25 protein-coding genes are annotated in these 26,397 nt (G+C 39.5%); 7 read left to right on the top strand and 18 right to left on the bottom strand.

Annotation, left to right across the window (positions count from 1 at the left end; all coding sequences use genetic code 11):
* Positions 1–28 precede the first annotated feature (28 nt).
* Genes VRHSUH09_RS05105 through VRHSUH09_RS05070 form a run of 8 tightly spaced genes read right to left on the bottom strand, consistent with a single transcriptional unit; the run spans position 29 to position 6,915 of the window.
* A complete protein-coding gene (locus VRHSUH09_RS05105) occupies positions 29–343 on the bottom strand; it encodes an XdhC family protein (RefSeq protein WP_009351937.1) in 315 nt (104 codons plus the stop codon).
* Entirely contained in the window at positions 333–1,061 is a 729-nt protein-coding gene (locus tag VRHSUH09_RS05100; RefSeq protein WP_105081581.1) for an XdhC family protein, read from the bottom strand. Before VRHSUH09_RS05100 ends, VRHSUH09_RS05105 begins: the two co-directional genes overlap by 11 nt.
* Positions 1,045–1,857 (bottom strand): selenium-dependent molybdenum cofactor biosynthesis protein YqeB, encoded by an 813-nt coding sequence (yqeB, locus tag VRHSUH09_RS05095; protein WP_105081580.1) that lies wholly within the window; start codon positions 1,855–1,857, stop codon positions 1,045–1,047. The genes VRHSUH09_RS05100 and yqeB overlap by 17 nt, the downstream gene beginning before the upstream one ends.
* Entirely contained in the window at positions 1,854–2,576 is a 723-nt protein-coding gene (locus VRHSUH09_RS05090) for a nucleotidyltransferase family protein (RefSeq protein WP_105081579.1), read from the bottom strand. The genes yqeB and VRHSUH09_RS05090 overlap by 4 nt, the downstream gene beginning before the upstream one ends.
* A gap of 6 nt (positions 2,577–2,582) precedes the next feature.
* Complete coding sequence (yqeC, locus tag VRHSUH09_RS05085; RefSeq protein ID WP_105081578.1) at positions 2,583–3,341, bottom strand: selenium cofactor biosynthesis protein YqeC; 759 nt, start codon at positions 3,339–3,341, stop codon at positions 2,583–2,585.
* Positions 3,342–3,383: 42 nt separating this feature from the next.
* A complete protein-coding gene (locus VRHSUH09_RS05080; protein ID WP_167386477.1) occupies positions 3,384–5,678 on the bottom strand; it encodes a xanthine dehydrogenase family protein molybdopterin-binding subunit in 2,295 nt (764 codons plus the stop codon).
* 2 nt (positions 5,679–5,680) lie between these two features.
* Positions 5,681–6,133 carry a (2Fe-2S)-binding protein gene (locus VRHSUH09_RS05075; protein WP_009351984.1) on the bottom strand — a complete coding sequence of 151 codons (453 nt, stop codon included), beginning with the start codon at positions 6,131–6,133 and terminating at the stop codon, positions 5,681–5,683.
* A complete protein-coding gene (locus VRHSUH09_RS05070) occupies positions 6,133–6,915 on the bottom strand; it encodes an FAD binding domain-containing protein (protein ID WP_054748019.1) in 783 nt (260 codons plus the stop codon). Before VRHSUH09_RS05070 ends, VRHSUH09_RS05075 begins: the two co-directional genes overlap by 1 nt.
* A gap of 166 nt (positions 6,916–7,081) precedes the next feature.
* On the opposite strand from VRHSUH09_RS05070, the gene VRHSUH09_RS05065 reads away from it, so the two are divergent.
* Positions 7,082–7,966 (top strand): epoxyqueuosine reductase, encoded by an 885-nt coding sequence (locus VRHSUH09_RS05065; RefSeq protein WP_105081576.1) that lies wholly within the window; start codon positions 7,082–7,084, stop codon positions 7,964–7,966.
* Between the two features lie 215 nt (positions 7,967–8,181).
* On the opposite strand, the gene yfbR is transcribed toward VRHSUH09_RS05065, so the two are convergent.
* The 3 genes from yfbR to VRHSUH09_RS05050 are packed head-to-tail and all read right to left on the bottom strand — an operon-like array spanning position 8,182 to position 10,610.
* The gene (yfbR, locus tag VRHSUH09_RS05060; RefSeq protein WP_105081575.1) at positions 8,182–8,772 is read right to left on the bottom strand and encodes a 5'-deoxynucleotidase; all 591 of its coding nucleotides are present in this window, start codon (positions 8,770–8,772) and stop codon (positions 8,182–8,184) included.
* A gap of 26 nt (positions 8,773–8,798) precedes the next feature.
* Positions 8,799–9,656 carry a D-alanyl-D-alanine carboxypeptidase family protein gene (locus VRHSUH09_RS05055; protein WP_105081574.1) on the bottom strand — a complete coding sequence of 286 codons (858 nt, stop codon included), beginning with the start codon at positions 9,654–9,656 and terminating at the stop codon, positions 8,799–8,801.
* Positions 9,657–9,680: 24 nt separating this feature from the next.
* A complete protein-coding gene (locus VRHSUH09_RS05050) occupies positions 9,681–10,610 on the bottom strand; it encodes a mechanosensitive ion channel family protein (protein WP_105081573.1) in 930 nt (309 codons plus the stop codon).
* Positions 10,611–10,774: 164 nt separating this feature from the next.
* On the opposite strand from VRHSUH09_RS05050, the gene VRHSUH09_RS05045 reads away from it, so the two are divergent.
* Positions 10,775–11,551, top strand: coding sequence for an adenosylcobinamide amidohydrolase (locus tag VRHSUH09_RS05045; RefSeq protein WP_105081572.1), 777 nt, complete (start codon positions 10,775–10,777; stop codon positions 11,549–11,551).
* A gap of 329 nt (positions 11,552–11,880) precedes the next feature.
* Here VRHSUH09_RS05045 and VRHSUH09_RS05040 read toward each other — a convergent pair whose 3' ends face one another.
* From VRHSUH09_RS05040 to VRHSUH09_RS05030, 3 genes are read right to left on the bottom strand one after another with little or no spacing between them, the layout of a single operon-like run.
* On the bottom strand, positions 11,881–12,858 hold the full coding sequence (locus VRHSUH09_RS05040; protein ID WP_054748014.1) for an asparaginase: 978 nt from the start codon (positions 12,856–12,858) through the stop codon (positions 11,881–11,883).
* Between the two features lie 38 nt (positions 12,859–12,896).
* Positions 12,897–13,664 carry an NAD(+) synthase gene (gene nadE, locus VRHSUH09_RS05035; RefSeq protein ID WP_105081571.1) on the bottom strand — a complete coding sequence of 256 codons (768 nt, stop codon included), beginning with the start codon at positions 13,662–13,664 and terminating at the stop codon, positions 12,897–12,899.
* Positions 13,665–13,672: 8 nt separating this feature from the next.
* Positions 13,673–15,124: a nicotinate phosphoribosyltransferase gene (locus VRHSUH09_RS05030; protein ID WP_105081570.1), complete on the bottom strand. Its 1,452-nt coding sequence runs from the start codon at positions 15,122–15,124 to the stop codon at positions 13,673–13,675.
* A gap of 315 nt (positions 15,125–15,439) precedes the next feature.
* On the opposite strand from VRHSUH09_RS05030, the gene VRHSUH09_RS05025 reads away from it, so the two are divergent.
* From VRHSUH09_RS05025 to VRHSUH09_RS05010, 4 genes are all read left to right on the top strand, one after another.
* Positions 15,440–16,888 carry an aminoacyl-histidine dipeptidase gene (locus VRHSUH09_RS05025; RefSeq protein ID WP_043006100.1) on the top strand — a complete coding sequence of 483 codons (1,449 nt, stop codon included), beginning with the start codon at positions 15,440–15,442 and terminating at the stop codon, positions 16,886–16,888.
* 342 nt (positions 16,889–17,230) lie between these two features.
* Positions 17,231–18,100 (top strand): CobW family GTP-binding protein, encoded by an 870-nt coding sequence (locus VRHSUH09_RS05020; RefSeq protein ID WP_054748012.1) that lies wholly within the window; start codon positions 17,231–17,233, stop codon positions 18,098–18,100.
* A complete protein-coding gene (locus tag VRHSUH09_RS05015) occupies positions 18,097–19,632 on the top strand; it encodes a permease (protein WP_105081569.1) in 1,536 nt (511 codons plus the stop codon). The genes VRHSUH09_RS05020 and VRHSUH09_RS05015 overlap by 4 nt, the downstream gene beginning before the upstream one ends.
* A 23-nt stretch (positions 19,633–19,655) precedes the next feature.
* The gene (locus tag VRHSUH09_RS05010) at positions 19,656–20,420 is read left to right on the top strand and encodes a TIGR03943 family putative permease subunit (RefSeq protein WP_054748007.1); all 765 of its coding nucleotides are present in this window, start codon (positions 19,656–19,658) and stop codon (positions 20,418–20,420) included.
* Between the two features lie 185 nt (positions 20,421–20,605).
* On the opposite strand, the gene VRHSUH09_RS05005 is transcribed toward VRHSUH09_RS05010, so the two are convergent.
* The gene (locus tag VRHSUH09_RS05005) at positions 20,606–21,172 is read right to left on the bottom strand and encodes a biotin transporter BioY (protein WP_009352175.1); all 567 of its coding nucleotides are present in this window, start codon (positions 21,170–21,172) and stop codon (positions 20,606–20,608) included.
* Between the two features lie 353 nt (positions 21,173–21,525).
* On the opposite strand from VRHSUH09_RS05005, the gene VRHSUH09_RS05000 reads away from it, so the two are divergent.
* A complete protein-coding gene (locus VRHSUH09_RS05000) occupies positions 21,526–22,113 on the top strand; it encodes a PepSY domain-containing protein (protein ID WP_054748005.1) in 588 nt (195 codons plus the stop codon).
* Between the two features lie 526 nt (positions 22,114–22,639).
* Here the strand turns inward: VRHSUH09_RS05000 and VRHSUH09_RS04995 are convergent.
* The 3 genes from VRHSUH09_RS04995 to VRHSUH09_RS04985 all read right to left on the bottom strand — a co-directional run bounded on the left by VRHSUH09_RS04995 (position 22,640) and on the right by VRHSUH09_RS04985 (position 26,393).
* Positions 22,640–23,911: an O-acetylhomoserine aminocarboxypropyltransferase/cysteine synthase family protein gene (locus VRHSUH09_RS04995; RefSeq protein WP_009352070.1), complete on the bottom strand. Its 1,272-nt coding sequence runs from the start codon at positions 23,909–23,911 to the stop codon at positions 22,640–22,642.
* A 276-nt stretch (positions 23,912–24,187) separates the two neighbouring features.
* Positions 24,188–25,147, bottom strand: a complete 960-nt coding sequence (gene metA / locus VRHSUH09_RS04990; protein WP_105081568.1) for a homoserine O-acetyltransferase MetA — start codon at positions 25,145–25,147, stop codon at positions 24,188–24,190.
* Between the two features lie 61 nt (positions 25,148–25,208).
* Positions 25,209–26,393, bottom strand: a complete 1,185-nt coding sequence (locus VRHSUH09_RS04985; RefSeq protein ID WP_105081567.1) for a MalY/PatB family protein — start codon at positions 26,391–26,393, stop codon at positions 25,209–25,211.
* Between the last annotated feature and the right edge of the window lie 4 nt (positions 26,394–26,397).

The raw sequence follows: 26,397 nt of genomic DNA, 5'->3' as shown, positions 1-26,397 counted from the left end.
TGCATTTTAAAGCAATCCCTTTGAACGCTTAAATGTTTTGTGTTTCAATCCACACATCCATTTGACCGCCGCAAACCATACCTTCTTTGACAGCTACATCATCATCGAGTAAAACGTCGATACGACGGTGTGCTTCTTTTTTGTTCAAAGAATCAACTGCACTTAGACGAATTTCATTTTCTGCACGGCCACCACCGATAGTACCAAAGATGGAACCATCTGGGAATACAACCATAGAAGTACCTGCTTTACGAGGTGTGGATCCACGAGTATACAAAATAGTAGCAACAGCTAATGTTTCGTTTTTACGCTCCTCAAGATATTCAATAAACTCACGATTCATGGCTCACTCTACCTTTCCGCAATGAGCCGCCTTGTTTACCACGTACCACTGCCAAATATTCACTAACGATAGATAACGCAATTTCTTCCGGTGTTTGTGCACCAAGATCTAGCCCGATTGGAGCATAAACCATATCAAGCTCCTCTTGAGTCCAACCTTGCTCACGCAACACTTCAAAAGCGTAATGAATGCGCTTTTGACTCCCCATAACGCCCATATACGTAGGCAAGTAGCTACGAAGTTGTTCAAGGCATATATTATCGTACTCATGCGCACGCGTTACGATGATAAACCCATTATACTCATCAAGAGGTAAATCGTTCTTGAAGTTTTCTAAAGGCAAGCATTTACGTGTAACACGTTCATCAAAGAATTCAGGGACTACATATTCTGGACGGTCATCTACAACAGTGACACGACAGCCAATAAATAACAGTAAATCTGTAATCGCTCGGCTCACATGACCAGCACCCAATACGAGAACGGACGGATCATTTTCTACAGGTTGTACGAAACATTCTATTTCGCCTACCATACATAGAGAATTAAGTTTTGCCTTATCTACTGTAAAGCCTTCAATAGCTGTACCATATAGCACGCTACCATCTTCAGCGTAAACAGTCTTATCCCCTTGACGAGGACCAGATAAAATAGTAACCATCAAGGTAGTTTCAGTAACCTGTAGACGGTCTTTCATCACATCATAGATTGTTTCCATCTAAATTCCTTTCATAATCCCACGCAGTAACAGCCTCTAAAACGCCGCCGCCAACAGCTAGGGATTTATCTGAAATACTATAACAATGAGACTCTTCACAACGAGCATCAACATCGGCCAGTTTAAAATGGTCCGACACAATGAGTCCACTCTTTAGAATGCCTCTAAGAATACCTGTAATTTTTGCCCGTACTGGTTCTTCATCGACATAACCAATAACCTCATTAGCCTGTACAGAATCACCAATATGACGCTTTGCCGTAAATAGACCAGCCTTTGGTGAGTGTATTACACGTTCATGAGTATAGCCACCTACATTGCCAGGAATACCTGTATTCGGCTGAGCAGGACCATCATAGATACAGCGACCTAAGTAATGACCACGCATTGTTTCGATGACTACATCTACATCGTCCCCTGCGGTAAACCCAGGCCCAACACCTATGACAAGCTCTGCATCATCACGTTTTGTACCTAGATTCTTCTTACTTAAAATACTATCTACTACAATAGCTGGTTTCAGTGTATCTAATAACTCTTCGTATGAACTAGTCACAACGGGAATTATCCCTTGTGCTAAAGTATCTTTCACTTCACTAAGGGCAACATGACGGGCTACAAAGCGTTCCAAAACCATTTCACCACGATGAACGGCATTACCGTAGCATACTTCTCGGCGAATCATAGTAGGAATCGCAATTTCACTAATAACCACGGGATAGCCCGCCCGTTTCAATCTATATACAGCGCCGGAAGCGATATCTCCGCCCCCGCGCATGAGCACTAATGGTTTCATAATGCCTCACTTTCACGATGTTTTAAACGCTCAAAATCATCGGGTGTGTCGATATCGTCACCAATATCGTCACGAATCCATAATTTCAAGACATAGTCCTTGCCATCACCACGAATGATGGTCTTACCGCCTTGATCCCCTTGGATCTGTTGTAAAAAATCAAACCAATGAGAACCAAAGAGAACGGGGTTTCCCGATTGATAGTTCTCCCCATAATATGGGACAACGATAGTTTTTGAATGAAAGTTTTCACTAAATGCACTAATGACCTCATGTACGACAGCACTCGTCAGAAGAGGTTGATCCCCTACTGAGCAAAGAATACCATCTAACGGTATGGGCGATGTTTCTACTAAATGCCGTACCCCCATCGCTATGGACACACCTTGTCCTAGCTGAGGATGCTCATTTCGAATCGCTTCAAAACCATAGGATGTGACAATAGGTTCTAGTTTTTCATGATCATCACCAGTAACCGCCACAAAAGGTAGTTTACATGACATCTCAGGCACTACCGGACAACCCCATCCACATTGAAGAGCCCCACAGACCGCATCTAGAACAGTCTTGCCACGCCAGGGCAAGAGCTGCTTATTACATCCCATGCGTTTGGCTTGTCCTCCTACGAGGAGGACAATGCCAATATGCAAAGGACGACGGTCTATGGGGTCTCTCATTGTACTGAAAGCGGCATTACAATTTGCTTTCACATTAGTCATGAGTACCTACCGACATTGAATGATGCGACGGATTTCGCAACTTGCTTTATATCCATCAGCTAAGATGATAGCAGAAATATCGCTATCCACAATATGATCAATAAAATCATCGATGATGCGATGTTGCACGGTTTCATAACCAGTACAGAATAGGATTTTTTTCCCTTTGCTGTATTGGAATAAACCTTGCTTGTGTAATACAAGATCAGCCAACATACGCGGTGTTACAATAGCCCCCATATCGCGCTTTACGATATCTTGAACGAGCTCAATATTATGTACGTGCTCATCATCAAGGGGAGCCCCTAGCATTTGTAGGTTAACAAGACCAATCGTAGTCTTTGTAAGGGTTGGAATAACAGGTTCACTCGTCTTAGGCGCCTTGAGCCATTTTTCCTTTGCCCCATCTGCTTCTACCACAATTTGCCAGTTAGGATGTAACTTGGATAAACCATCGATAAGATCACAATCTAAGGAGTCTACTTTTGTTCCTGTAATCCCAGAGAACCACGCACCACAATAACCATGTAATACACGATCAGTACAATACTCATCTGCTTCATTAATATTTTGAGTATAAATCGGTTTATAATGAGCAACTTGAGATTCATAAAGTCGAGTCGTAGTCGTAACTACGATGGGCTGACCTTTCAGCCGTCCATATTCTACTAGCTTTGAAAGCACAGTCGTTTTACCGCCGGCCCCAACAAGGGCAACGATTCCCGGCTGAATCAGTCGATTCCAATAGGATGTTTGTGATGTCATAGAACCAGGCCTCCTTAGAAAGTAACAAGAAATTAAAACTCCCTATACTTTATATTTCTCGTCCATAGCCATAAATACCTTCTCAGGTGTCATAGGTAATGTACGAACATCCGCACCAACTGCATTCTTAATAGCATGTTGGATAGCTGGACAACCAGTGTTAATAACAACTTCACCAATAGATTTAGCACCAAAACCGCCAGTTGGTTCATAAGACTCTACGAAGTCTGTATGTAATTCACCGATATCTTGACGAGTTGGAATTTTATAAGTCATAAGGTTATTAGTCTCTAAGCGACCATTATTAGAATAGCGTACATCTTCATATAGCGCCATGCCGATTGCTTGTACTACACCGCCCTCAACTTGAACGCGAGCCAATTTAGGGTTAATAACAGTACCGCAGTCGATGCAGGAATAGAAGTGAAGAGGAATAACCTTACCAGTTTGTTTGTCTACTTTTACCTCTGCAATAGATGCCATAAATGGAGGTGGGGATGTATGACTGCCCCATGTAGCGAAACCAGATAATTGTTCTGCTTTAACACCTACTAATAATTTCGGAGCTAATTGATGGATATCCATAGTTTTGGAGCCATCTTTTGTTGTGGCTACAACGCCATCAAATTCAACATTTTCAACATCAGTTTCAAAGAATTCTGCGAATTTAGCGATAATTTTAGTGCGCAATTCTTCAGCAGCCATCTTAGCAGCTGTGCCAGTTACATATGTTGTACTAGATGCGTAGGAACCTGGGTCGAATGGTACGATATCTGTATCGGATTCAACAACAGTCATATATTCCATAGGACAGCCGATTACTTCGCAGGCCATTTGAGTCAATACAGTATTAGAGCCCATGCCCATTTCAGAAGAACCAGTGTACAATGTGTAGTTACCATCATCGCCAAGACGAATTTCTACAGATGCTACGTCGATATTAGCAACGCCAGAACCTTGCAACGCTAATGCCATGCCAAGACCGCCGCGATAGCGCTCATCAATATCCCAAGAATGAGGGCGTTCATCCCAACGAGCCATTTCTTTCACGCGATTTATTGTATCTTGGAATAGACCAGAGTCAAGATATTCATCTGGAGCGTATACCAAGCTTTGTTCACCTTGAGCAATCAAGTTCTTTTGACGCAATTCAGCAGGGTCAACGCCCATTTTATCCGCCAAATTATTAACAGCACACTCTAATGGCCATAACGCTTCTGTAGCACCATAACCACGGAATGCACCGCCTGGTGTATGGTTCATGTATACGCCTTCTGTACCGTAGTGGATAGCTGTCGATTTATTGTATAAAGGAATGGACTTATGCTCACCAGCTGTAGTAGTAGTGAAACAGTGAGTTGCATGAGCACCTGCATCAGTAATAGAGTCCATATCAATTACTTTGATAATTCCATCTTTTGTAGCACCTACGCGGATTTTCCATTCACGAGCATGACGTGTAGTGGAGCAAGTTTGCGATTCTGTGCGATCATATAAAAGGTAACAAGGTTTCTTCAATGTCCATGCTACAAAGGCTGTCATAATTTCTGTACAAGCCGTTTGTTTAGAGCCGAAGCCACCGCCGATACGAGGTTTTAATACGCGAACTTTAGTAGCAGGAATGCCAAGAGCACGTGCGATGTGACGACGAACATGGAATACGATTTGCGTAGAGGATACAATTACTACACGACCTAATGCATCTACATAACCAAAGCTTTGGAATGGTTCCATTGCCGTTTGGCGTGTAGCCTGGTCAAAGTAAGTACCATCTACTACATAATCACATTTTGCAAGTTCTGCTTCAACATCACCTACGCGTTTGTGATAGGATACGCAAATATTGCGTTTATAGTCTTGACCTACAGGAATATTGTTATGAATATCATCTTCAGGGTGGACTACTGTTTCATGGTCAATAGCTGCATGCATATCAAGTACAGGTTTTTGTACTTCGTATTCAACCTTGATAAGCGGCATAGCCTTTAAAGCTGTAGCCTCATCTTTAGCAACTACGAGAGCCACTTCATCACCTACATAGCGAACTACAGGATCTAAGATAAGCGCATCATAAGCAGATGGCTCTGGGTATGTTTGACCAGCCAATGTGAAACGAGTATTAGGCACATCTTCATGTGTAAAGATAGCTTCTACACCGGGGATCAATTTAGCTTTAGATGTATCAATAGATTTAATGCGCGCCTGTGCATGAGGGCTACGAAGAACCTTAATAACGAGCGCATCTTTTGGAACAAAATCGCCTGTATAGGACGGCTTACCCGTCAAAATACCTTTAGAGTCAACTTTGTCATAAGCTTTACCAATGTGCTGTTTCATTATTATAGGCCTCCTTCTAAGAATTTACGAACCCCTCGAAGTTGTGATTCATAGCCAGTACAACGGCACAAGTTACCAATGAGGTACTCGCGGATTTCATCATCACTAGCCTTTGGATTTTTGCGTTTCAAATTGATAGCGCTCATCATCATACCAGTTGTACAGAAACCACATTGGTCCCCACCTTCACTAGCGATGCAAGCTGCTAGTAATTCAGCTTCTTCTTCTAAGCCTTCTAATGTAGTGATTTTATGACCTGGTGCACGGAATGTAGGATATGCACAAGATAATACGATTTCGTCGTCTACCCATACAGTACAAAGGCCACAGTTTGTTGTATCACAGCCACAACGTACGCTATAATAACCAAGATTACGCAATGTATCCAACAACATTTCGTCAGTTGGCACATTAACTGTTACATTTTTATTATTAATATTTAGTACGAGTTCCATTATTGTGCCACCTCCTTAGCTAAGCGTTGAACCATTGCTTTCACCATTTCCATGCGGTATTCTTTAGACGCATGGGAGTTAGATTGATAAACTAATTCTTCAGATGCCAATTGACCTGCTTCTTTTGCTGCAGACAATCCTTTTTCTGAAAGCAAAGCACTTGCTTTATCTGCTAATTGAGGCACGCCAGGTCTTGTACCGATGTACACTTCAACGCCTTTGTCATCACGGCGAAGAGCACCTGTCAACACTGGGAAATCGCCACGAGAGATGCGAAGTGCTTCCACAGCTACAGGCACATCTACTTTAGGAATGCGAATTTCCATAAGAATATCACGTTCTCTATACGTCATATAGTCTTGCATGGACATGCGACCACCTTTAAAAGTAACGATGTCTGCATGGACTGCCAACAATGCAGGAATGATATCGGAGAAGCCGAATCTACTAGCTACAGAGCCGCCCATAGTAGCTGTATTACGGAATTGAACGCCAAGGATTTCCTTAACGCCTTTAACTACGGCACCACCGCAGAATTGTTGTAATGGCTCAAAACGTTCCACATCTCCTTGTGTCGCCATAGCGCCAATTACAAACTCGTTCTCCTCTTCACGAACATAACGCAAATCAAGGCTTGCCATATCGATCACTGATGGCCATGTGCGTCGACCTAAACGCAACCAGCAACCGCCAGCTAGCATTGGAGCAGTTTTGTTTTTTGTGGCTAATTCATAAGCCTCTTCCACCGTCTTCGGTTGTAATACTTTCATAAATGCTAACATAATCTGTCCTCTCAATGGTATACTAATACTAACAGAACTTAGATGATAACCATAAAAATGCAAATATCATCGAACTACAAACCTAGAAGGAACTCATTAAAATCTATAGAAATTCCTCACATTTCTTATACTTTTATTGTACCAATAATTCGCTATGAAATCTACGATGAAATATATAAATTTACAAGAAATCTGCAAAGAACTGAATATTTATGAGTTTGGTGTCGCATCTTGGCCACTACCTGAGAATGCAAAATCCATTTTATACGAAAGTAATCCATGTCCCTTTACGGCTGCCAATGTAGAGGAAAGACTATTAGGAACATCCCTTTTTACACCTAAAAGTGCAATTGTTTGTCTTTTTCCATACTATGTAGAGCATAAATCTCCTTCCAATTTATCTCGCTATACATGGGCCAAAGATTACCATCTAGTCATCAATGAATATTTAAAAAAGCTTATTGAAAAATTACAAATAATGAATACAGACGCACAGTTCTCTATTCATTGTGACACCTCCCCTTTAGCCGATCGTTACATGGCTTACTTAGCAGGTCTCGGGTTTTACGGCAAAAATAATTGCTTCATCAGCCCTAAATGGGGTTCTTATGTGGTGATTGGAACGATTTTAACAACCTTAGAACTAGAACCTAATACTCCACTAACTCAATCCTGCATGGGATGTAATCGCTGTATTACTGCCTGTTTAGGTCAATGCTTAGGACATGATGAGTTTAAATTCGACACCTGTAAAAGTTACTTAACTCAGAAAAAAGGAGAACTTACTTCAGAGGAGGAGCATATCATAGCTAAAACGCCCCTCGTATTTGGCTGTGACGTGTGCCAAGAAGTGTGCCCGCACAACAAAGATATTCCTACCACACCAATTCCAGAATTCCAATCAGTAGAACCGTACATTGATATAGATGAATTAGATTCACTAACGAACAAAGAGTTCAAAGCTAAATACGGACCTCGTGCCTTCTCATGGCGTGGCAAAAAAATACTAATGAGAAATCAAGAAATTATTGAATCTAAAAAGATGTTATAAAAACATTATTTAAGATGTAAAATGGTTATAACATCTACTAAGATGTTATAGCTATTTTCTGTTTTAAGACAAATAAGCACTACGAATACTCCAGAAGTGAATATTTTCGAGAATAAAAAAAGACGACCTCTGGTGAACTGCACCCCAAAAATTGGACACAATTTTTGGAGGTGCAGTTCATGGTCGTCTCTTTTTATTTGTTATTTAGTTAATCATTATTTTATTTCGTAATAGTTTAACTCATCTAAGCTCTTACCAAGGGCAGGCATATAGGTTTCAAGGAACATATCTACCTCGGGCATGTTGAGAGCTTTTAGTTTTACTAATATGGAGTCATGTGCTTCTTTAAACTCGTCGTTTCCTGCCTTCAGTTCGTTCACACACTTCATATACGCTGAAATAGTGTCTGCTGCCTTTACGATAGGCCACTCTTCACTTTCTTCAGCATCTACAATAAAAGGCTTATATACCCCTTGTAAACGCTCTGGCAAAGTAGATAACATTTTCTCTTGTGCCAAGGATTCAACTTCACCATAAAGCTCACGTAATTTGGGATCAAAGTACTTAATAGGTGTTGGCATATCGCCTGTAAAGATTTCACTCACCTCATGGTACATGGCAATAACCGCTACTTTATTAATATCTACATTGCCACCAAAGTATTCGTTCTTCAGAGCTGCCAAGTTATGAGCTACCATAGCCACTTCAAGGCTATGCTCTTGAATATTTTCTGTTTCTGTATTGCGCATAAGGCTCCATCGATTAATAAAGCGCATGCGTTTTAAAAAGGCAAAAAACGAACTCATATAACCCCCATTACACAATAGTTCCCCTAAATAACTCCACGAAGTTTAAAACCATAATCAAGGAATTGTACAGCTTCTTCCCAACGATTATCATCATTAAGCATAACTACAATCATAGTATGACCATTACGCGTAGCAGATGCAATTAAACATTCCCCTGCAGCATTCGTAAAGCCTGTTTTCAAACCATTGGCACCAGGATATTTGTTGCGAATGAAGTGATTCGTTGTACGAATTGTTACAGGTGCACGATTTTGGTATGGCACCTTATAGTAATCATTAGCAACCTTATCGCGGAACATTTGGTATTTCATACCATACGCAGCAATCATCGCCAAGTCACGAGCCGTAGAGTGGTGCCCCATTTGAGTTAATCCATGTGGATTTAGGAACACACTATTCTTTGCACCTGCTTTAGTAGCAATACGAGTCATATCCTTACCAAATTTTTCTACAGAGCCACTTACATTTTCTGCTACTACAACGGCCGCATCATTACCACTGGCAACCATCATGCCTTCGATAACAGCTTCTAATGTGATTTGATCACCTACACGAACGCCTAAATTAGATTCTTCCATACTCGTTGCATAACTACTAATAGTAGCTAATTCATCAAGTTGAGTACCTTTAAGCTCTAGTGCCGTTAACAAGGTAACCATTTTTGTAGTACTTGCTGGGTGCATCCATTTATCAGGGTTTTTAGCAAATAAAATTTCCTTTGTGTCCGCATCAATGAGGACTACCGCCTCACCGACCGTAGATGGCGGCGCAATATATGCAGCATGAGAAACACTAGTACCGAAAATAATAGCGCCTATAAAGGCTATCATGAAAATAAGTCGTTTCCAAACTATACAAACATTAGTTGTTAAAGATATCATATATCTCACTTTCTGTATCACATATTAACTTTCAGGGTTATCATCAATGGCAACATTCGTTCCACTTGTTTTTTTCTTAGTTCCCTTAATTTCACCAGTAGAGTTATCTACATTTTGAAGATATACAACACGTTGAGGATATGGAATGTCGATACCATATTTATCGAACGCATCTTTTACATCAGACATAATTCCATATTGCACATCTAAGAAGTCTTTCGACTTAACGCGTGCATAGGCAGCAATGCGTACAGAGTTATCGCCAAATTCAGAAATACCAATTTCCATATCTTTAGGATTGAGTACACGTTTATCAGCAGCAAAAATATTTTTTAAGATTTTAATTGCTTCATGATGATTATTGTTATAACCAATATCAAAGACGAACGGGATAACCCTTTCATGGGTATAAGCAATATTAGTTATGGCTTGGGAGGTAAGGATAGAGTTTGGTATATACACATTTTTTTGATCTTTAGTAGTGATAATAGTATACATAAATTGAACAGACTTAACACTACCTATAGTATCTCCAACTTGAATAACATGACCTGCTCTAAAAGGCTTAAATATAAGAATTAATAAGCCTGATGCCAAGTTAGATAAGTTGCTTTGTAAGGCCAAACCAATACCTAAACCAAAGGCACCAAAGGCTGCTACAAAGGATGTAGTAGGAACACCAATTTGATTTAAGCAAATCAATATTAGACCTACTAGCAATGTATAATTGATGATCTGCGTAATAAAGCTCATCGCAGCAGAGTCATAAGAGGCCTTAGTCATAATACGTACAGCAAAGGCTTTTACCCATTTAATAGCATAACGACCTACCCAAAATATAATAAGAGCTAATAATATATTGCCCGCTTGAGAAAAGAACCAATCTCGAAATTGAATCAATACATTCGCATCTTTAAACAATATTTCTGATGCAGAATAAAAAATATTGCCCATATTAAACCTCCAATAATAAAACTACATAAATGATTGAGCACATCTATTAATATGGTCATCATAAACATATATGCTATAATTTAATAAATATATTTTACACGATATAGTAAAGTTATTATATCGTTATATTACATATATAACAATCTAAATCTAGGGAGACTTACATGTTAAACAATCCATACGAAGCACCACAAGAGCTTGCTACCGGTGGCTATATAACCAAGGAGCTACACTCCGTTACAGTGCACTTTGACGATATTCACTATTCCCTGTCTAGCGGACAATTAAACGGTGGTTATCACCACACACTCGCTGTGCGCAACCAACAATTAACATATCAAATCGAAACAGAAAAAGATTTACCAGGTGGCTCGGTAGCCAACTATTTAGCACAAGAGTTCGAGCAAATCGATACGCCAGTCCATTTTAGTACAGCGCTTCTCACATCTGCTACAATGACACTACACGCCTATGCTAAGGTCGAGGAGAAAGATACTATCGTAGAGACTATCGTTACTGCAGGCTATGAGAAAACAGCCCATCGTGCAGGCACAGGGTATTGCTATGAAGAACGGGACGGGGCTTTTATAACGCCTGGCACAATCAACATCCTCGTCTTTACGAATAAGGCCTTAACTGACAGCGCCATGGTGAAAGCTATGATGACCATTACAGAGGCTAAAACTGCAGCCCTCCAAGATTGGGGCGCTGAAAGTGTGAAACTCTATCCATTTATGAACGAGGATATTCCTGATGCACTCACAAAAGAACGCAACACCACTGCTACTGGTACCTCTACAGATGGCGTCGTTCTTACCATCGATACAAATGGTGACGTCTTAACCGACGCAGGCACCTTCTCATTGTTTGGGGACACCTTAGCAAAAGCAGTTTATGTAGGTGTACAAAGAGCATTAGAAAATGCTATCGGCGCTGAATAAATATATCACACGCTCTACAAACGATATATTATTGGATGAAACGATATATCATTGGATCCATCGCTCACTCAATATATCATTTAATATACTGCTTATAAGAAAAAAGATAATACGCAAATAAAAACCGCACATCCTAGGCGATCGAGATGTGCGGTTTATTGCATATAAAACTGTTATACACAATATAACAGTTGAAAATGAATATCAAATTAAATTTTGAGATTCTATTTCAATTTCGACGAATAATTATATCAAGGCTAGTTATGGTAGACCATTTCTTCAACTATAAAGAGCTACTTTAGATATTTATTTGTCCATTTATCAATCCATTAATATTTATAGAAGAATTGTTGTAACTTTTTAAGATTTTTAGTTTTTGTAAGACCTAACATTAATAGGATGCGAGCCTTTTGTGGACTCAAGGTGTCACTTACCAGATACCCTGCCAATGTATCTTGAGGAACCGCAGATACCATACCACTGCCCGTACGAGAAGCACGCACCGTTGGGAACTTCGTATTCTGAGTAATTTGGCGTACATTTTGTGGAATTGTGCCATGACCGAGACCAGTTAAAATCAAACCATCTGGATTTGTAGCAACCACACTCATGGGCACCATATCATCCATGCCACCATAGCAAGTTAAAAGCACTACCCGTGGCAATTCTTTTAGATCCCTCACATCAAACTCAGAATCTTTAGTATGACAACGAGTGGAAGCTTTATAGTAATGAGCTATTCCATCTTGTACGATGCCAAGATGTCCTACTAATGGACTATCAAAGGTCGCTACATTTGTCGTATTACATTTAGACACATCACGTGCACCATCAATATAACCATTTAAAACGACTACTACACCTTTGCCTGCAGTTTCAGGAGTTCTTGCCACTTGAATAGCTTGTAATAGGTTAATAGGACCATCTGCACTAATAGCACCGGCTGGTCTCATAGAACCAGTAACGACAATAGGCTTATCAGTATGTACAGTAAGATTAAGGAAATATGCTGTTTCCTCCATACTATCTGTACCATGAGTAATAACAACACCGCCAATATCATCTTGATCAACTAATTGTTGCACTAGCTTAGACAAGTCTAACCAGTGTTTTACGGTAATATCGGAGCTTTCAATATTACTAAACTGAATATATGTATATGGGCCATATGGTTCTGTGCCAGGTACAGAGGCTAAGATTTCATCGAGTCCAAGTACGCCTGCTGTGTAACCTGTCAAATCTGTATCAGAAGCACCTTGCCCTGCAATCGTTCCACCAGTACCTATCAAAGCAATTCTCTTCTCCATATTACCTCCACTATATAAATATAAAGCAATTAATGTTGTTAAATGTTTGGATTAAAGGATGGCATCATTTCTAATTTATGTTTATTGATGCGGTTCAAACGATCAATACGTTCCTTCGTAGCTAAATCTTCAATTTCGCCAGTTCTAATATAGTGGTCCAACATAGCATAAGTAAAGCCTAGTTTATCTTCATCAGACTGACCACTAAGACCATCGCTAGGAACCTTATCTACTAAATATGCAGGAATATCTAAAAGCTTACCAATTTGACGTACCTCTTCTACAACGAGTCTTGCAAGAGGACTAAAATCACCTGCACTATCACCAAATTTTGTAGAATATCCAACGTAATCTTCCGAGCCATTACAAGTATTAGCTACACGAGCGCCGTTCGGCAAGTTTTGCCCCACTGCATAAAGTGTCGCCATCCGTAGTCGAGGCGGCGTATTAATAGCTGCATCTCGAGACAAATCGTTTCTACCCGTTACAACGTCATAGCCTTCACCTTGAACAATAGCTTGCGTTAAGGCTTCGTAAGCAGCACCAATATTAACCGTTATATGAGGAATACCTAAATGCTCTACTACAGCCTTGGCATCGTCGATATCGGATTGAACACCGTTAGGCATGAGAACACCTACTACTCTATCTGCCCCTAAGGCTTCTTTGCAAAGAGCGGCTACAATAGTTGAGTCCTTACCGCCTGAGATACCAACAACGGCACTACAAGTGGGGCCATTTTGACTAAAGTAATCTCGAATCCATTGAATGAGGGCATCCTTTATAGCTTGTGGATTTTCTAACATAGGCCCTCCTATTTTTTCCGATAAATACGGTTCAATAAATCAAGTTTCAATTGATAATAGCTTGGGCTCATATCAAGGTAATGACGATGAGGATTTTCAAAACGTTGTTCTTCAGGCCAAATTTCATTAGCCAATTGGTCTTTAACATATTGGCGAATTTCCTCAAGGGTTGGTAACTCTTTAATTAATTTACCGTCCTTGATGATGAGCTGTTTCATCTCTTTAAAAGTACAGTTTTCAAAGTATAATTCACGCCAAGGTTGCTCAGGGTTAATATAGCGATATGGCTCCTCTGTATCAGGTACCTCACGCAGCAAAGTCATTAAGTCTGCAATGGCACGACCTTTTTCATTGTATACGCGGTACACCTTTTTAAGACCTGGATTTGTAATTTTTTCAACGGCCTCAGAAATCTTAATACGAGGTTCCCATTTACCATCTTTCTCAATGCTTGCAATCTTATATACAGCGCCAAATACAGGATCACTCTTAGAGGTGATGAGTCTTTCACCTACCCCAAAGATATCGATAGGACCACCTTGAAGGAGGAGAGATTTTATCGTATATTCATCAAGGCTATTAGAAGCCATAATTTTACAATCTTCTAATCCTGCATCATCTAGCATACGACGTGCTTTTTTAGCCAAATACGCAAGGTCACCAGAGTCAAGACGAATACCTTTTAAGCGTTTACCCATAGGTTCTAATACATCTTTAGCAACCTGAATAGCATTTGGTACACCAGAATTTAATACATCATAAGTATCTACAAGGAATACAGCATTATCTGGATATACCTCAGCATAAGCCTTGAAAGCATCGTATTCAGAGCCGTAATACATAACCCAACTATGGGCCATAGTGCCGCTCACAGGAATACCAAATTGTTGTCCCGCTAATACCGTTGCAGTAGAGCCTACACCGCCAATATAAGCAGCGCGCGCACCATATACGGCAGCATCCACATTATGAGCTCGACGAGCCCCAAAATCGGCTACCACTCGGCCATCTGCGGCACGAACAATACGGTTAGCTTTTGTAGCAATTAAGGATTGATGGTTCATCATAGTAAGCACTGCAGTTTCTACGATTTGTGCGTCTATGAGAGGTGCTATGATAGTAATAACCGGTTCATTAGGATAAATAATAGAGCCTTCAGGGAATGCATACACGTCGCCTGTGAAGGAGAAATCTTTTAAATAGGCTAAAAATTCATCGCTAAAAATGCCTTGGTCACGCAAATAAGCAATGTCACGTTCATCAAAGTGTAAATTCAAAATGTACTCAACGATTTGCTCGAGACCACCAAAAATGGCGAAGCCACCCTTGTCTGGATTGCGTCTAAAGAAAACGTCAAATGCGACGCGATCCATTTTTTCTTGTTTCGTAAAGTAGCCGTGTGCCATGGTCATCTCATAAAAATCCATAAGCATACTGATATTGCGACTGTCATGTTGCATTAGTTCACCAACCTTCTAAAATTGAATGGATTTATTAAATCGTTAATCGTATACAATCATTATACAATATAATTCCTATATAGCTAGTCTCTGCATTAGCTATGCTAATAATCATTCTTGTGATATAACTATATATATAAACTAATTATTTATATATTCCCTATGTATGTCTATGAAAATCGTTACTATAAGAGGCTAAAACAAGCAATCTAAGTGAAGTAATCATTCACTTAAGCCCTTCTTGTATAGCACTTGTTATAAGGGCTTTTATTAGATAATACATATATGATTTACTAGAGAATGAAAGGTACCATTATGGAAACAATCGTTCAAGCAAAACGCGTATTAGAAATTTTTAAAGAAATGAGCCAAATTCCTCGCGAATCGGGCAATGAAAAAGGCATTAGCGATTACATCGTAAACTTTGCTAAAAACCTAGGTCTTGAGGTTCATCAAGACGAAATCTTAAATGTAGTTGTAAAAAAAGCTGCATCCCCAGGTTATGAAAACCGCCCTTCTATCATCCTCCAAGGTCATATCGACATGGTATGTGTAAAAGACCATGACTCCAACCATGACTTCTCTAAAGATCCAATTGCTAATATCATCGAAGGCGAATGGATGCGTGCTGATCACACCACTTTAGGTGCCGACAATGGTATGGGCGCTGCTATGATGCTCGCTATCCTAGAGGATGAAAGCCAACAACATGGCCCTATGCAATTATTGTTCACCACTAATGAAGAAACAGGTATGGACGGTGCTTTTGCCCTTAAAGAAGGTCAAGTAACTGGTGATTACCTTATCAACCTTGATACAGAGGTTGAACATGATTTTACTGTTAGCTGCGCTGGCGGTTGCCACGTACATGTAAACATTCCATTGTTACGCGATAATAACCAACCAGGCTATGATGCGGGCTTGTCCATCACTGTAACAGGCCTTAAAGGTGGTCACTCTGGTATCGAAATTAACGAGCAGCGAGCAAACTCCAACCAAGTATTAACTCGCGTACTCTACGATATTCAACAACAATATCCTGTAAGCTTGGCATCCTTCGAAGGTGGCGTTAAACATAATGCCATTCCATCTAAATCTGTAGCTGTATTATCTGTACGCTCCGAAGATGTGGCAGCCATTAAAGCATTACTTGCATACCAAGAAAAACAATACCAACATGAATATGAAATTGCAGACCCAGGTCTCAAATTCGTAGTGGAAGATGTAGCGACTCCAGAAGTAGTATACGCAGATGACACAACAGAAGCACTCATTACGTATATCTATCTTGCACAAGATGGGGTTCACTCTGTAAGTAAATCCATTCCAAACCTTGTAGAAACATCTAACAATATCGCTATTGTTCGTGAAAATGCACATACACTAGAAATACTAATTTCTATCCGCAGCTCCAACAGCAATAGCCTTGAATTCTTGGCTAAGAAAATGATGCTTCTTGCTAAAGCTCTTGGTGTATCTGCAGAGCGCACTGGCGGCTATCCTGCATGGGAATACGACAAAGGCTCTAAATTAGAAGAGCAAGCGATTTCCTTACATAACGAAATGTTTGAGACACCAGCCAATGTTAATGCTGTTCACGCGGGCCTTGAATGTGGTTTATTGAAAGGCATATTGCCAAATACACAAATGATCAGCTTTGGTCCTACAATCGTAAGCCCACATACGCCTACAGAACGCGTCCACTTACCATCTGTAGAGAATGTGTATATATACCTCAAAGCATTGTTAGAAAAATTACAATAATATAGTCTCTCTCCATCCCTCCTATAGGGCATCCAGTTGAGCTCCCCTCACGGAATAATCTATAGGAGGGATTTTTATAAATTTATCAAAATATGTAAATAAATATTTATCCAAATAGGAGTATGTTTTCATATATATTACATACGGCATACACCTTTTACTTACAAATAATTATGAATATCAACTACACTTGCCAGTATACTCATATAAAGTATATATCCCATAAATTTTAAAAGAGTCAGTTAATTCCTGATATATTCGTAATTTTATATATACCCCAGGGAGTATTTTCTGTGTTATCCTATGGGTGTATACTGTGTTTACGTTACTCAGGAGGTGTATATGATTCCAATAGTTATCATATCCGGATTTCTCGGATCTGGGAAAACAACATTCCTACAACATATACTAAAAGAACATAAATCTACAGACAAAATTCTCATCATAGAAAATGATTTTGGCGAAACCAGCCTCGATGCGGTAAATCTCGCTAAATCAGGTGCTACCGTTCGCGAAGTTACATCTGGCTGCATTTGTTGTAGCTTACAAGGTAATTTTCAACAAGCATTGCTTGATATTCTCCAAAATTACGAAATTGATATTATCTATATCGAGCCATCTGGTGTCAGCAAATTAAGTGAAATCATCCATACTTGTAAGGATGAAGAAATTGCAAAATCCGCCTATGTACACGCTTCAGTTACGACCGTTGATGCAATGCAGGCACCTATGTTTATCAAAAACTTTGGGCTCTTCTTTAAAGATCAAATTACCCATAGCGATGCGATCTTCTTGAGCCATACAGAGGATATTCAACAAACAAGTATTACAAAACGTATGATTCGTGACCTTGCACCTAATACGCCAATCCACGAAGAAGCATGGGATACCCTTTCCCTGCGGGACTACATCAAACGACTCTATCATTGTCACGACGACAACTGCTTGCATGATGAACATCTATTTATGAGTCATACCTTTAAAGATTTGCGCACTCTCAGCCTCGTACAATGGAAAACTATATTAGAAGGTATGCCAGATACAGTACTTCGTGCAAAAGGTATTGTACCAACTACAGAAGGACCTCACGAACTTCAGTATGGCACACATTACTGTTCCCTTACACCTACTGAGTCTACCGATTATAGTTTAGTCGTTATCGGCACAGATTTTAATGTACCAATGGTGCATAACGAAGTGTGTCAATCATGATACCTGTTTATATCGTTACAGGCTTCATTGGCTCTGGTAAAAGCACCTTCATTAACGAACAAATACAACACCGAAAAAAACTAGGTGGTACAGCACTTATTAGTGCCGAAGAAGGTAGTGTAGAGCTTATAAAAAAGCCGTTACAGCTCGATGCAGATACATTGAGTACTATCAGCCCTACGAATCCATCCTCTTACGACACTATAGCTAGTGAAATCGCAAACTATATAGAGCGAGTCAACCCCAAAGAAATTTGGATTGAGTGGAACGGCATGCTCGGCTTTCACCAATTGGAAACCTTGTTATATAGTGAAAAACTGAGCCATCTATTACAAATAGAAAAGGTCTTATATATTTGTACAGATCAATTTGTATCAACCATATTACCAGGTTTAGGAAATGATGTAGCAAGTCAATTGTATAGTGCAGACTGTATTATCACTGAAACGCCTACACATCACGCTTTATTGCGCACCTACAACGGCGAAGCAAAGATTGTTACACAGCCTAGCCCTGAAAAGGTAGAGCAATTATGTCGAAATTCAACATGGGGCCTAATCCCTAATCTATTAGTTATCGGTATTACCACGTATATACTATTAGTTACTGCCTTTCGACACGATATTCCTTATTCCATACACCACAGCTTTGCTATTATTACAGGCCTCGTTATCGAAGCAATTCCGTTCCTCCTACTAGGAACCGTGGGCTCAACGATCATTCGCTACTTCGTACCACAAAAAGTGTTATTAAAACTCTTGGGCGATCACTCTTGGAAAAGCTATGGTGCTGCTATGATTAGTGGTTTTGCATTACCTATTTGTGATTGTGCTATCATCCCTCTATTTAAGGCACTCGTAGATAGAGGTATTCCTCTATCTGTAGCACTCCTATTTATGCTTGCTAGTCCAATCATCAATCCCGTTACTATACTCTCTACGTGGTACGCGTTCCCAGACAATCCTATGCTTTCCCTGTGGCGTATTGTTTTAGGCCTAGGTGTGGCTTTATTAGTGGCTCTATCCTTCCGATTCTGTCCTTCATCCACAGCCATGATAAAAGCAAGAACGCCTCAGGGCCTGAGCTACGAAGAAATCGTCTTAGAGTCAGCCAAACCTAAGTATATCAATAAGAAGAGACTATTAATCCATATGGAAAAAGAGTTTTCCCAACTCTTATTCTATTTCTCCATGGCAGCTGGCGTATTATCTGTAGTCCAAGTATATGGCAAACCATGGCTACTTCAGGCAGGTTTTGCATTACCAGACTTCGCCGCCATTCCAATCTTATTAGTATTAGCCTTCTTCTTCTCTATTTGTTCTACATCGGATGCTATCATCGGCAAGTCCTTAAGCACCCTATTCCCTATTAGCTCTGTTATGGGCTTCCTCATTTTAGGGCCTATGTTAGACATCAAAAATGTGTATATATTAAAACAATATATGCCTACTGCATTTATTGTGCGACTAAGCATAACCATTGCCGTTATGTCCTATCTAGCGGCTCTAGTATATCAATTTCTTTTAAGCTAATGATTACAAAAGGAGATGATTTCATGACATTAAGACTAAAAGATCGCTTTTCCATCGTGAAAGGCTTGCTGTACCTCACATTAGGTATTTGTTGTGTGTACCTCATCATGACAGGTCGTTATTTAAACTATATCGCACCGCGTTACGAGCTTTTACTCGGAATTAGTAGCGTGGCCCTCATCTTAGGTGGTCTAGCGACGATTATTTGGGCTCCATCAAGATATTACAAACATAATTGGAAATCTGTAGTTCCTATTATTATCCCGATTGTATTGCTCATCGTTCCACCGGTACTCGTTCCATCTACAGGTGTTCACGGTGCCGTTCGTGTAAACGATGATACGAATAACTTTGACTTTACAAATGACGCTATTGGCGAAGTAATTACGGTTAATAGTGAAAGCAAACAACCTGGTATTTCCAAAGACAAAAAAGAAATCGTTTTAAACTCCGACAATTTCTATCAAACCATTGTAAAAGTCGGATCTAATGCAGAGCAATATAAAGATTACACTGTATATATGACAGGCTATGTAAATCGCGAAGATAATACATTAAAGCCTAACGAATTTACTATTTCTCGCATGGCTATGGCTTGCTGTATCGCTGACGTTGCCCCTATCGGCATGACTGCATTTAAAGCAGATGGAGATAGCTTACAAAATGAACAATGGGTATCTATCGAAGGTAAAGTTTCTACTCGAGATTTCCACGGTCGTCAACAACCATATGTAGAAATCACAAAAATCAAATCAGCAGAACCAATTTTAGGTTATGTCTACCCATAAAACAAAATTACACAAATAAAAACGAGGCTATACGCCTCGTTTTTATTAAGAATGATTACGTTCTATACAAATGTCTTAAAGTCTATATTATTAACTAAATTTAGAGACACATACTGTATGCTAATAATCATATCTATTTAATTAGAATATCTGTACAATTAAGATATTATCATCAACGCATTGCATTAGTGATGTAGTTCTTTGATGATTCTTTTACCTAAAGATGCTGCTACAGCACAAAGGAAAATATCTGGACCTACGGGAATCAAGAAGCATGTAATAATAACAGCTTCAACACCAATTGGTTTGCCTAAGTACAAGTTCATAATGAAATATAAGTAGACCATACCAAGGCCATATACAATTAATAGATTTAATATGGAACCCACTAATAATCGTTTGAAGGATAAGGTATCCATCGATTCAGCAATTCGACCTACAACATAAGCGCCAACCATAAAGCCAATCAAATAGCCAAAGGTAGGTTGCAAAATATAACCAGGACCGCCGCCAGAGGTAAAAATAGGTACCCCTATCAGGCCCAGTACAATATAAATGCCCACGCTAGCAGCGCCTAAACGACTACCTAATACAATGCCCGCCAATGTGGTAAATAAGATCTGCAATGTAAACGGACAGTTAGGTAATGGCACCCGTATGAAAGCACCTACGGCAATCAAAGCCACAAATAGTGCAGTCATTGTTAACTGACGGGTGGTAATGCGAGTTTGTTTCGATACGGTAGAACTCATGGTATACCTCCATTAATAAGACAATAACAAACTACTACTTACCTAAATTAAAGCACTTGTATTTTTAATTGTCAACTATAACGATTGACTTTTAGTTAACTATGTAGTCTAATACTATATATAACTATAAATACTATATTTTCAATCTTTTTATCTTTTTGACTATACCTTATAGTTATTATCAACAGTTCATAATAACTAAAAGATATACTCATCTTCATGCAAAAAGACATTGATTTCATCTTATATTCATATAACAAGATTAAATTATACGTAAGTAGATTGAGTAAAATCTACTTTCACAAAATCGTAAAAAACGAAAAATGATATTTTGGTATCAGGAGGCATTAATTATGAAAAATGTTAAGAAAGTATCCAAAGTTTTATGTGCATTCGGCGTTAGTACAGTATTATTAGCAGGTGTAGTTAGCGCAGCTAGCAACCATGCTTACAACAACCATAGCAACTGGAACGGTGTTGGTAGCGTAGCTCCATCCGCTCAAGCTAACTATTCTGTTGATTACATGGGCGCTGTTACAGTATTCCAACAACAATTCCCTGGCGCATCTGTTAAATCTATTTCCTACGACGCTAAACACAACCCTTACTATGAAGTAGAAGGTTACTACAACAACCGTGAAGTAGAAATTAAAGTAGACGAAGCAACTGGTCAAATCGTTGGTAAAGAAGTTAAAGGCTACACTAAAGGCAATAAAGCTATCAACGTTCAAAACATCATCATCCCTGAAGTAGCTGAAACAAAAGCTATGGAAAAAGTTGGTTCTGACTTCCAAACTGTAGAATGGACTGTTGAACGTGAAAACGGTCGTGCTGTATACGAATTCGATATGACAACTGGCGGCGGCAAAAAAGCTGAAGTAAAAGTTGACGGCATGAACGGTAAAGTGTTAAGCGCTAAAGTAAAAAGCACAAAATACTAAGATTTTAATTCATCAAGTGAACCCTATCCTAACCCACTTAGATGACACACTACACATATAACACACATACTATACACACAGTATCCACTGGATACGCTCTCTAACACAAACTAACACACAAACTCAAAGAGCCCGTAGGACTCAACACGGGCTACCTAACTCCTATCTCACACAATAGGAAATGGTCTGTGCTCACACACCACAGACCGAACGTTACACACACTATACTCCCTTTAAAAGACCTTGGATCGTTGAATCCAAGGTCTTTTTTATATATAGATATTATCCTCTATCCTCAACATGTTACACACTCTATATGAACCCCCTTCATATGCAAGATAATTTATTTTGTAATACATATAGTTGTTACAACACAAAAAGACCTCCCACGCAGGGAGGTCTTTTGTATAAGTTTTTATAGGTTTGATAGTTCTTTGTTCTATTTCTTAAGCGAGGTCTAGCTTAAGGATGTCATTTGTGTGTTCTGAAAGATAGTTCTATAGTTTTCCCAATGAGATTGGAGAGATTATGCTTTATCTAATGCTTGTGCCAAGTCTTCGATGATGTCATCTACATTTTCAAGACCGATGGACAAACGAATCATATCTGGTGTTACGCCAGCAGATTTTTGTTGTTCTTCGTTAAGTTGTGCATGTGTTGTAGATGCAGGATGAATAACGAGGGATTTAGCATCGGCTACGTTAGCAAGGTTGGAGAAGATTTCCAAAGAGTCAACAAGTTTAATACCTGCTTCTTTACCGCCTTTTACGCCGAATGTGAACACAGCACCAACGCCTTTAGAGAAGTATTTATCAGCTAATGCTTTGTATTTGTTATCTTCTAATTCTGGATAGCTTACCCACGCTACTTTTGGATGTTTGCTTAAGAAGTCTACTACTTTACGAGTATTTTCAACGTGACGTTCTACGCGCAAGGATAAGGTTTCAATACCTTGCAAGATTTGCCAAGATGCAAGCGGAGTAATGCATGCGCCTGTATCACGAAGCAATTGAGCACGGATTTTTACAGTGAATGGAATTGGCAAATCACCAAATACTAAACCATTATAGTGTTCATCACCTTCGGAGAAGCCAGGGTATTTGCCAGAACCTTTATAATCAAATTTACCGGATTCTACTACGATACCAGCCAATGTTGTACCGTGACCACCAAGGTATTTAGTAGCAGAGTGAACAACTACGTCAGCACCATGTTCTAATGGACGGAACAAGTATGGAGATGCGAATGTATTATCTACGATCAAGATGATATTGTGTTTATGAGCAATATCAGCTACTGCTTGCACGTCGATAAGGTTAATACCAGGGTTACCGATAGATTCGATATAAACAGCTTTTGTATTTTCATCGATAGCTGCTTCGAATTCTTCTAAATTATCAGGATTTACAAATTTAGTATGAATACCCAAACGTGGCAATGTAGCTGTGAACAAGTTGTAAGTACCACCGTACAAAGTGGAAGCTGCTACGATATTGTCGCCAGCATTAGCTACGTTCAAGATGGAATATGTAATCGCTGCGGAACCAGATGCTACTGCGATACCAGCTGCACCACCTTCAAGTTGTGCCACACGCGCATCTAATACATCAGTAGTAGGATTGCCAAGGCGGGAATAAATGCCACCAGGATTAGTTAAGGCAAAACGACCTGCTGCTTCTTCTGCGTCTTTAAATACGAAAGATGTAGTTTGGTAAATAGGTACTGCACGCGCACCTGTTGGATCTACCGTTTGACCGGCATGTAATTGTAATGTTTCAAATCTGTATTGTTTACTCATTATGACAACTCCTTTATATTAACTGTGAATTTAGTTCGTTATTTATACCTAGTATAGTACTATGCTTTAAAAAATATGTCTACTATTTTTTATATGAACTTCTCCATAACTTAAAACTATAGTGACCTTTAGAGGTAGCTAGACATGTTCCTAATACATCCTAAGTAAGGTAATTGTTTTATGATAAGACGTAGCAAAAAGCCCCTAATTACCTCTGCCGAACGAGCTCATAAGAGACTAACAGAAGCAATTAGGGGCATAATGACTAACAAAAGCTTAGATATAAGCACCTAAGTTTTTATCACGTTCAAATTTCATTTTTTGGATTTGTTCAATGATGTACGGTGTTTCTTGATAAACATAGTAATTTAACCAGTTCGTAAATAACAATGTACTTACAGAACGCCAGCGCACGATTGGACGTTGTTTTGGATCGTCATTAGGGAAGTAATTTTCAGGAACTGCAATATCCATACCTTTGTTGATGTCTCGCTCATATTCACGATTGAGAGTATCCCAATCATATTCAGCATGACCAAAGACAAAGATGTGTTTATTGTCTAAGCTACGAACAATAGCTGCTCCTGTTGGATCAGAGCCTGCCAATAATTCCAAATCGCGATTTTCTTTAATTTGTTGTAAAGAAACTGTTGTATGACGGGAATGCGGCATCCAGAACTTTTCATCAAAGCCACGCAAGAGCACTGGGCGATCATTGTAAATATCATGTTCATACACACCAAATAGTTTTTCATCCATAATAGATTTATTAATACCAAAGTGATGATACAAACCAGCTTGAGCACCCCAACAAATATAAAACGTGGAGCATACATGCTCTTCGCCCCAGTTCATAATTTCTACGAGCTCAGGCCAATAGTCTACCTCTTCAAAAGGCATTAACTCTACAGGGGCCCCTGTGATGATCATGCCGTCAAAGAATTGATCTTTTACTTCATCAAAGGTACGGTAGAAGGTTTCTAAATACTGTTCATCTGTATTTTTTGCTTTACGAGATGCCGTATGTATTAATGTCAAATTAACTTGTAACGGGCTATTACTGAGAGCACGTAAAATTTGAGTCTCTGTAATCTCTTTAGTAGGCATCAAATTGATTAACAGAATATTCAAAGGTCGGATTTGTTGATTTTCCGCCCGTTCAGTATCCATAACGAAAATGTTCTCTTGAGCTAATTTCGTAATGGCCGGTAAATTTTTTATTACTTTAATAGGCATATTGTCACCTCTATATATTCTACAATTTGATAACCTAATCTAAACAATTTAAATAAGCTAATTAAAAGCCTCTAGCCTCGTAGGCACGGCGCCAAGCTTCAAGGCCTTCTTCCAATGTTTTACGAGGACACGCTACATTGATACGTTCAAAGTCTTCCCCATCAACGCCAAACATGGAACCAGTATCAAGCCACAATTTAGCTTCATTGATAATCCATTCATCACGCTCTTTTGGGGTTAATGGCAACTTGGAGCAATCTAGCCACATGAGATACGTCCCTTCTGGACGATATACATGAATTTTCGGCATATAGTTTGCTACATAGTCGATGGTGAATTGAATATTATCTTGAATATATTCTTTTAACTCATCGAGCCAAGGGGCACCCACTTTGTAGGCCCCTTCACAACCAACGATGCCCATTGTATTTAACTGGCTATAACCAGCACGGTCGATTTCTTTAATAAAACGACGACGTAAGGAATCATTAGGAATGAAAATATTACTTACTTGTAAGCCGGCGATGTTGAAAGTCTTGCTCGGTGCAGTACATACGATGCAATGCTCTGCATAGCTTTCACCAAGGTCGGCAAAAACCTTATGAGTATGCCCTTTCCAAACAAAGTCAGCATGAATTTCATCGCTTACGATGAGTACATTATGTTTAATACAAATATCGCCAAGTCGTTTTAACTCATCCTCAGTCCACACGCGGCCTACTGGATTGTGGGGATTACATAATAGGAATAATGTAACATTTTCCTCAACGATAGCCCGTTCAATGCCCTCAAAATCAATGGTGTACTTATCTTCACCTTTGATTAATGGCACATTGATGAGACGACGGTCATTATCGTCGATAACCATACTAAATGGATAATACACCGGTTGATTGATGAGCACCCCTTCACCTTCCTTGGTGAAAGCGCGAACAGCCATGGCCAAAGCAAAGACGATACCTGGTGTTTTAACGAGCCATTTTCGGTCTGGCGTCCAGTTAAAGCGCGTAGTAAACCAATTTTGTAGCACTTCAAAGTATTCGTCATCGGATTCGGTATAACCAAATACACCATGGTTCACGCGGTCCAATAAGATTTGTTTCAATTCAGGTGGAATTTCAAAATCCATGTCTGCCACCCAGAATGGCAACACATCGGCTGGTTTACCGCGTTTGACAGCAAAATCGTATTTCAAGGATTTTGTGTGAGTTCTATCTAAAATTTGATCAAAATTATATTGTCCCATAGGA

It is taken from the genome of Veillonella rogosae JCM 15642 (assembly GCF_002959775.1).
In the GTDB taxonomy this organism is placed as follows: Bacteria; Bacillota; Negativicutes; order Veillonellales; family Veillonellaceae; genus Veillonella; species Veillonella rogosae.
This window is presented reverse-complemented; position numbering and strand designations above follow the sequence as displayed.

Coding starts and splice junctions, on each gene's coding strand:
- VRHSUH09_RS05105 (WP_009351937.1), bottom strand. CDS start 343: ATGAATCGTGAGTTTATTGAATATCTTGAGGAGCGTAAAAACGAAACA.
- VRHSUH09_RS05100 (WP_105081581.1), bottom strand. CDS start 1,061: ATGGAAACAATCTATGATGTGATGAAAGACCGTCTACAGGTTACTGAA.
- yqeB (WP_105081580.1), bottom strand. CDS start 1,857: ATGAAACCATTAGTGCTCATGCGCGGGGGCGGAGATATCGCTTCCGGC.
- VRHSUH09_RS05090 (WP_105081579.1), bottom strand. CDS start 2,576: ATGACTAATGTGAAAGCAAATTGTAATGCCGCTTTCAGTACAATGAGA.
- yqeC (WP_105081578.1), bottom strand. CDS start 3,341: ATGACATCACAAACATCCTATTGGAATCGACTGATTCAGCCGGGAATC.
- VRHSUH09_RS05080 (WP_167386477.1), bottom strand. CDS start 5,678: ATGAAACAGCACATTGGTAAAGCTTATGACAAAGTTGACTCTAAAGGT.
- VRHSUH09_RS05075 (WP_009351984.1), bottom strand. CDS start 6,133: ATGGAACTCGTACTAAATATTAATAATAAAAATGTAACAGTTAATGTG.
- VRHSUH09_RS05070 (WP_054748019.1), bottom strand. CDS start 6,915: ATGTTAGCATTTATGAAAGTATTACAACCGAAGACGGTGGAAGAGGCT.
- VRHSUH09_RS05065 (WP_105081576.1), top strand. CDS start 7,082: ATGAAATATATAAATTTACAAGAAATCTGCAAAGAACTGAATATTTAT.
- yfbR (WP_105081575.1), bottom strand. CDS start 8,772: ATGAGTTCGTTTTTTGCCTTTTTAAAACGCATGCGCTTTATTAATCGA.
- VRHSUH09_RS05055 (WP_105081574.1), bottom strand. CDS start 9,656: ATGATATCTTTAACAACTAATGTTTGTATAGTTTGGAAACGACTTATT.
- VRHSUH09_RS05050 (WP_105081573.1), bottom strand. CDS start 10,610: ATGGGCAATATTTTTTATTCTGCATCAGAAATATTGTTTAAAGATGCG.
- VRHSUH09_RS05045 (WP_105081572.1), top strand. CDS start 10,775: ATGTTAAACAATCCATACGAAGCACCACAAGAGCTTGCTACCGGTGGC.
- VRHSUH09_RS05040 (WP_054748014.1), bottom strand. CDS start 12,858: ATGGAGAAGAGAATTGCTTTGATAGGTACTGGTGGAACGATTGCAGGG.
- nadE (WP_105081571.1), bottom strand. CDS start 13,664: ATGTTAGAAAATCCACAAGCTATAAAGGATGCCCTCATTCAATGGATT.
- VRHSUH09_RS05030 (WP_105081570.1), bottom strand. CDS start 15,124: ATGCAACATGACAGTCGCAATATCAGTATGCTTATGGATTTTTATGAG.
- VRHSUH09_RS05025 (WP_043006100.1), top strand. CDS start 15,440: ATGGAAACAATCGTTCAAGCAAAACGCGTATTAGAAATTTTTAAAGAA.
- VRHSUH09_RS05020 (WP_054748012.1), top strand. CDS start 17,231: ATGATTCCAATAGTTATCATATCCGGATTTCTCGGATCTGGGAAAACA.
- VRHSUH09_RS05015 (WP_105081569.1), top strand. CDS start 18,097: ATGATACCTGTTTATATCGTTACAGGCTTCATTGGCTCTGGTAAAAGC.
- VRHSUH09_RS05010 (WP_054748007.1), top strand. CDS start 19,656: ATGACATTAAGACTAAAAGATCGCTTTTCCATCGTGAAAGGCTTGCTG.
- VRHSUH09_RS05005 (WP_009352175.1), bottom strand. CDS start 21,172: ATGAGTTCTACCGTATCGAAACAAACTCGCATTACCACCCGTCAGTTA.
- VRHSUH09_RS05000 (WP_054748005.1), top strand. CDS start 21,526: ATGAAAAATGTTAAGAAAGTATCCAAAGTTTTATGTGCATTCGGCGTT.
- VRHSUH09_RS04995 (WP_009352070.1), bottom strand. CDS start 23,911: ATGAGTAAACAATACAGATTTGAAACATTACAATTACATGCCGGTCAA.
- metA (WP_105081568.1), bottom strand. CDS start 25,147: ATGCCTATTAAAGTAATAAAAAATTTACCGGCCATTACGAAATTAGCT.
- VRHSUH09_RS04985 (WP_105081567.1), bottom strand. CDS start 26,393: ATGGGACAATATAATTTTGATCAAATTTTAGATAGAACTCACACAAAA.